Origin of the sequence: Crocosphaera sp., from assembly GCF_030064895.1 — a bacterium.
Lineage (GTDB): Bacteria > Cyanobacteriota > Cyanobacteriia > Cyanobacteriales > Microcystaceae > Crocosphaera.
Map to the genome: position 1 here is coordinate 1 of NZ_JASJEB010000172.1, position 6,087 is coordinate 6,087.

7 protein-coding genes and 2 pseudogenes are annotated in these 6,087 nt (G+C 36.5%); 5 read left to right on the forward strand and 4 right to left on the reverse strand.

Annotated features, from left to right (window positions below):
• Positions 1–130, reverse strand: a pseudogene (locus QNJ66_RS25630) (DNA gyrase subunit A); the annotation flags it as partial.
• Between QNJ66_RS25630 and QNJ66_RS25635 the strand changes: the two are divergent.
• From QNJ66_RS25635 to QNJ66_RS25655, 5 genes and pseudogenes are all read left to right on the forward strand, one after another.
• Positions 124–2,407, forward strand: a pseudogene (locus QNJ66_RS25635) (DNA gyrase subunit A); the annotation flags it as partial. The pseudogenes QNJ66_RS25630 and QNJ66_RS25635 sit on opposite strands and share 7 nt — an antisense overlap.
• A gap of 154 nt (positions 2,408–2,561) precedes the next feature.
• Positions 2,562–3,125, forward strand: coding sequence for a Uma2 family endonuclease (locus QNJ66_RS25640; protein WP_300511500.1), 564 nt, complete (start codon positions 2,562–2,564; stop codon positions 3,123–3,125).
• Positions 3,126–3,143: 18 nt separating this feature from the next.
• Positions 3,144–3,569, forward strand: coding sequence for a DUF29 family protein (locus QNJ66_RS25645; protein WP_300511501.1), 426 nt, complete (start codon positions 3,144–3,146; stop codon positions 3,567–3,569).
• A 189-nt stretch (positions 3,570–3,758) separates the two neighbouring features.
• Complete coding sequence (locus tag QNJ66_RS25650) at positions 3,759–4,055, forward strand: DUF2281 domain-containing protein (RefSeq protein WP_300511502.1); 297 nt, start codon at positions 3,759–3,761, stop codon at positions 4,053–4,055.
• A complete protein-coding gene (locus QNJ66_RS25655; RefSeq protein WP_300511503.1) occupies positions 4,033–4,332 on the forward strand; it encodes a hypothetical protein in 300 nt (99 codons plus the stop codon). Before QNJ66_RS25650 ends, QNJ66_RS25655 begins: the two co-directional genes overlap by 23 nt.
• Here QNJ66_RS25655 and QNJ66_RS25660 read toward each other — a convergent pair.
• The 3 genes from QNJ66_RS25660 to QNJ66_RS25670 all read right to left on the reverse strand — a co-directional run.
• Positions 4,279–5,172 carry an N-6 DNA methylase gene (locus tag QNJ66_RS25660; RefSeq protein WP_300511504.1) on the reverse strand — a complete coding sequence of 298 codons (894 nt, stop codon included), beginning with the start codon at positions 5,170–5,172 and terminating at the stop codon, positions 4,279–4,281. The genes QNJ66_RS25655 and QNJ66_RS25660 overlap by 54 nt on opposite strands.
• A gap of 57 nt (positions 5,173–5,229) precedes the next feature.
• Positions 5,230–5,712, reverse strand: coding sequence for a type I restriction enzyme HsdR N-terminal domain-containing protein (locus QNJ66_RS25665; protein WP_300511505.1), 483 nt, complete (start codon positions 5,710–5,712; stop codon positions 5,230–5,232).
• Positions 5,713–5,757: 45 nt separating this feature from the next.
• Positions 5,758–6,087 (reverse strand): Uma2 family endonuclease (locus tag QNJ66_RS25670; protein WP_300511506.1); only part of this gene is annotated, 330 nt, incomplete at its 5' end.

Consider the following 6,087-nt stretch of genomic DNA (forward strand, 5'->3'; position numbering starts at 1 on the left):
TATCTACCGAGCCAAAATTACCGTGTCCCGCTAATAGGGGGTAACGACTGGAAAAGTCCTGTACCATGCGTACTAACGCATCATAAACCGCTTGATCCCCGTGGGGATGGTATTTCCCTAACACATCCCCACGGGGATCAAGCGGTTTATGATGCGTTAGTACGCATGGTACAGGACTTTTCCAGTCGTTACCCCCTATTAGCGGGACACGGTAATTTTGGCTCGGTAGATAACGATCCTCCGGCGGCCATGCGTTACACAGAGACGCGTCTGTCTCCCATTGGAGATCAGGCCATGCTAACAGAAATTAGTGAGGCGATCGTCGATTTTAGTAGCAATTTTGATAATTCTCAACAAGAACCGGTGGTTTTGCCCGCCCAACTGCCTAATTTATTGCTCAATGGGTGTACAGGTATTGCTGTGGGAATGGCCACTAATATCCCTCCCCACAACTTAGGGGAATTGGTAGATGGGGTTAATTGCTTTGATCGACAACCCCGACGTATCCGATGAAAAACTATGGAAACTGATCCCCGGTCCAGACTTTCCCACAGGGGGAGAAATTATTGATACTCAAGGGGTTGAGGCTGCTTATCGCAACGGTAGAGGTAGTATTCCTGTACGGGGAGTGGTTAGAATTCAACGCATGGATGTGGGGAAAAAACGACGAAAAGAGCGAACTGCGATTATTGTCACAGAATTACCCTATCAGGTAAATAAGTCGGCTTGGATCGAGAAAATTGCTGATTTAGTTAACAATGGCCGCTTAGACGGGATCGCTGATATTCGGGATGAAAGCGATCGCACGGGAATGCGAGTGGTGATCGAACTGAAACGGGATGCAGTGGCTAAAACCGTGTTGAGAGAATTGTATAAAAAAACCCCTTTACAACAAAATTTTGGGGCAATTATGTTGGCGTTAGTAGATAATCAACCCCGTCAATTATCCTTACGTCAACTATTAGAAGAATTCCTCAAATTCCGAGAACAAACCCTAACCCGTCAATACAATCATGAACTAGAAGATTGTCGTCATCGTTTACATCTTTTGGAAGGATTATTAATTGCTTTAAACGATTTAGATCGCATGATTGATATTTTACGTAATGCTGCTGATGGAACAACGGATAAGCAACATTTTCAACAAGAATTGAATTTAAGTGAGGCACAAGCTAACGGTATTTTAGCTATGCCTATGCGTCGTTTAACCGGGTTAGAAAGAGAAAAATTACAAGCTGAATATGATCAACTGCGAGAACGCATTAATGAGTTAGAAACCCTTTTAAACGAACGTCACGAATTTTTGAAAGTGCTAAAAAAAGAACTGCGATCGCTTAAACGTAAATATGGTGATGAAAGACGCACCAAAATTGTTAAACCCAAAGGAGAAAAAAGTCAAAAAGTAAGCAAAGAAACTTCTAAAAAACAGCCTAATACTGAAAGAACATCGACAATAAAAACAGAAAATGAAGAAAATAAACAACCCCAACCTTTTCGCCTTTTTAATCCTCAAACTCCTCCCAAAGATGCCATCCTAGAAATGACAGTTCAAGGGACAATTTGCTGGCGATCGCCTAATCATTCAGTACCGGATCATCATCTAGCTAGTTATAGCGAACCGATTCAAGAAAGAGAGCAATTTGTAGTCATTACTGACATCGGTAAAGCTTATCCTGTCAATGTTGCTGAAGTTCCTCCCATTGATATTCAATCCATACCTTTATTAAGTTTATTACCTAAAAGCGCACAGCGAGATAGTAAAAAAATTATCTCTATTTTCTTCTTATCAGATCATCCGGAAAATAAAGATTTGTTATTGTTAACCAACCAAGGAAAAATTAAACGGATTGAACTCTCAGAATTAGAAAGTTTAACCAACCGAGGATTAGTCTTAATTAAGCTGAAAGAGAATGATTTACTTAACTATATTTTTCCTACCCAAGAAGGGCAAGAAGTTGTCATTGCCATGTCCAGTGGTCGTATTTTACGCTTTCCTGTTGTTGATGAAGTCATTCACATAATGGGACGTAATTCTCAAGGAAATCAAGCGTTAAAATTACGCTATGGAGAAACCATTATCGGTTGCGTCACACTTGATGAGAATAAAACGGTTTTATTAGTGTCTAAACTTGGCTATGGAAAACGTTTAAATGTAACAGGGTTACGCATGACAAAATTGGGAGATATTGGTACACAGGCGTTACAATTTAGCAATAAAACTGATAGTTTATGCACTATAATTGAAGTTTCTAATACCGATCAAGTTAACTTATTAACCAGTCAAAATAAAACCGTGATCCTAGAAGCTAAAGATATTAAAATATGGGGCAAAGATGGACAAGGCGATCGCCTTGTTAAATTATCCAATCAAGAAACTATTTATTCTGTGCAAATTCAACCCCATTAAAAATCAATAAATTTCAACAAAGAATATGAAAGAATTATTGACATTGAAGGAGTTGTTACTATCAGGAAATGTGAGAGATGTGTTATGAACCGTTAACACTTTTCTGAATTTCCTAAAAAGATTATCATAGTATTAAAGTAAACAATTATTTACCATGACCACTATATTAGATTTAAAACCGTTAATTAAATTGACATCAGAAGATTTTTATCAACTCTGTCAAGTTAATCCAGATTTACCCTTAGAATTAAGTCGTAATGGAGAATTAATTATTATGTCACCCGTTGGTGGGGAAAGTGGAAATAAAGAAGCGAATTTAATTGCTGATGTTATTTTTTGGAACCGTCAAACTCAGTTAGGATTTGTGTTTAGTTCATCCACTGTTTTTAATTTACCTAACGGGGGAAATCGTTACCCTGATGTTGCTTGGATAAAAAAGGAAAGATGGGAAAGTTTAACGCTTGAAGAAAGACAAAAATTTCCCCCTATTTGTCCTGATTTTGTCATTGAATTACGTTCTCCTAGTGATAGATTAAAACCGTTACAAGAGAAGATGCAAGAATATTTAGATGCTGGTATAAGATTAGGATGGTTAATTAATTCTCAAGATAATAACGTAGAAATTTATCGTCCTAACCAATCAGTAGAAGTGTTAAATTTACCTGTTTCCTTATCAGGAGAAGATGTATTACCAAATTTTAATTTATTAGTTGAATAATTTAGGATAAATAATCAAATGGAAGAGTTATTTGAGTTAAAAGATTTGTTACTTGCAGGTAATATTAATGAGGCTTTATTATTGGTTGAAGAATTGACAGAAATGAGCAAAGATGATAAGCTGAACAAGATTTTTAGTTTCAGTATTGTTTTATTATTACATCTCATTAAACAACAAGCAGAAAAACGCAGTACCCGTTCCTGGGAAGTGTCAATTCGTAATGCAGTACGACAAATTAAACGCTCTAATAAAAGACGTAAAGCAGGTGGTTTTTATTTAACAATTGAAGAATTACGAGAAACTTTAACTGAAGCTTATCCAGCAGCATTAGATCAAGCATCTTTAGAAGCATTTAATGGTAAATATGAAGCTGAAGAACTTGCAGAAATGGTGAATAAAACTGCTATTATTGAGCAGGGAATAGAATTAATTTTAGAAAAATAAACATTAAGGCTATTAATTCGCTAAAATAGTAATTAGTTTTGTAGGGTGGGCAAAGTTTTCTACTTGATGGATAGTCCAAACAAAACTCTAATTTGCCCACCTACCGTGTTAATATTTTGTTTATAAATAGTCTCTAAAGCTATGAATTCGCTAAAATAGTAATTAGTCAACTCAGTAGAAACATAAAAAATGAATACCATTGATTTAGTTACACAAAAAATCCATTTATTACCCCCTGATAAACAAGAGGAGGTTTTAGATTTTATTGAGTTTTTAATCATAAAATATCAACCAGAAACCTCTCGAAAATCTGCTGAAGAATTAGCCATTGAACGCATGAAGGATCTTGATGATCCAGATAACCCTGATAAATGGGAAACTGTTGTTGATATCGGTGACGAAATTGATGTTGAATCTAGTTTGGAGAATTTAAGAAAACGTGGGTACAAAATCAAGGTATCAAGTGAAAGTCAATCATCTTGTTAGAGAAGAAGATTTACCTCAATTATCTGAAGGGTTAAGGAAAGACTTTGAGGATTTTTGTAATTCTATTTTTGTCGAAGATCCTTATAATTGTTTAGGGTTAGATAATCATACCCTTAAAGGAGATTTAAGAGGATATCGTGCGTTAGAAATTGATGAAAATGGAGTTATTTATCGTTTAGTTTATCGTATTTCTGAAAAACCTGCCCCTAAACGGGTGTTTATTTTAAGTTTTGCAGAACATGATCTTGCTTATGAAAAAGCTAAGGAAAGAAAGTAATAACACCGAGGTTTTTGTCCCAGTATGGGGTTTAAACGTATTGCCATGTAACCCCACCACCGCCAAAATGCGACACCGTTCGGCAATAAACTCGCGAATATTTTTATCCGAAGAATTATTAAACCGTCCTTGAGGCAAAACGATCGCCATTCTTCCCCCAGGTTTCAAAAAGTCCAGGTTTCGTTCAATAAATAAAATATCCCGCCCGATTTTATTATATTGTTTACCGTTGGGCTTTTTTGCCAGTTCATAACGGGCAATCATACGGGTTTCCTTAATATCCCCTGCAAACGGTGGGTTGGCCATTAACACATCAAACTGAAACTCCCGATAGTCTTGACTCCCCTTGGGCCGTCGTTTTTTCAGTCGCCTAAACCCGGTATGATAAATATCGTCCCATTCCTCCTGCTTAGTGATTTCATCCCATAGTTCATAATCTAAAGTATTCAGATGCAGGACATTGGTTTGTCCATCCCCTGCAATTAAATTAAGGGTTCGCGCCACCCGTACCGCTTTTTCATCAAAGTCAATTGCAAACACCTTCTCTTCCACATATTCCTTGCAACGAGGGGGTTTCTCTTCCAAGGAAAACAAATGACTCGCTTCTAACCCCTCATCCGCTAAAATGTCTCGCCAAACATGAAAAATAGTATGAACCGGAAACCCCGATGAACCAGCAGCAGTATCGATCATATACTCATCGTATAGTTTAGTAAAAATTAATTTAAAGACTTCCTCAAATACATCAACTCCAGCATTCGCTAAAACTTCATCTTCTGTTTCTTCAATAATTGTTTTCAGGGATTTCTTTTCTTTGACTAACTTATCATTTTTGATCAAGTCTTCTAGGGTGAATTTAATTTGCAGAATATCTGCTAAGGTTTGATTAGCGTTCGGTCAACCTGGAATATCTTCAAAATAATTAGGATCTTTACGTCGATAATAAGAAATTTGTTCCCCATTTGTCCAGATAGCAATGGGCGCACCAGTGGCATTACAATAAGAACGAAGCTGATTTTTTCCGTCTTTTAATTTTGGTTTTTTCACCTCCACAACCACATACACCGTATTAGGACGATCTTTATCCATTATGACAATATCTGCCCGTTTTACTTCCCGTCCAAAATTAACCCCATATTCCACTTGAATACGACTGAGGGGATAAAGAAAGCGATCGCTTAAAACCCTTAAATATAACTGTCGTATCACTTCTTCAGGAGTCAGTTTAATGGCTTTTTGACGCACTAAACAAACGGTATAAGGAACTGTACCTTTTTTTGTTTCTTTGGTCGTAATACTTTGTTCGAGTTGTTCAATTTCTTCGGATGTAAATTGTGACAACTTATAATTTGAGTCTTTGAGAATATCCTCTAGTTTCATAATTTAAGAGACGACAGATTATGTAAAATTTTACTGTACAAAGTTTTACCACATTAGAGCTAAATCTAATATAAATTCGGGCAAAATATCCTCTCCTGATAGGGTTTGAGGATTCTCTAAAATCTCTTTTTCTTGTCCTTGACGATACACTTCGACTTGCTTCTTTTCAGGGTTAATTAACCAGCCCAATTTTACCCCATTATCCATATATTCTTCCATCTTTTCTTGAACTTGCTTTAAAGAATCTGTTTTAGACTTTAATTCTAAGACAAAATCTGGTGCAATGGGTGGAAACTTTTCTTTTTCTTCTTGTGTTAATTTATCCCATCTTTCTTGTTGAATATAAGCCACATCTGGAGAACGATTACTCCCTAA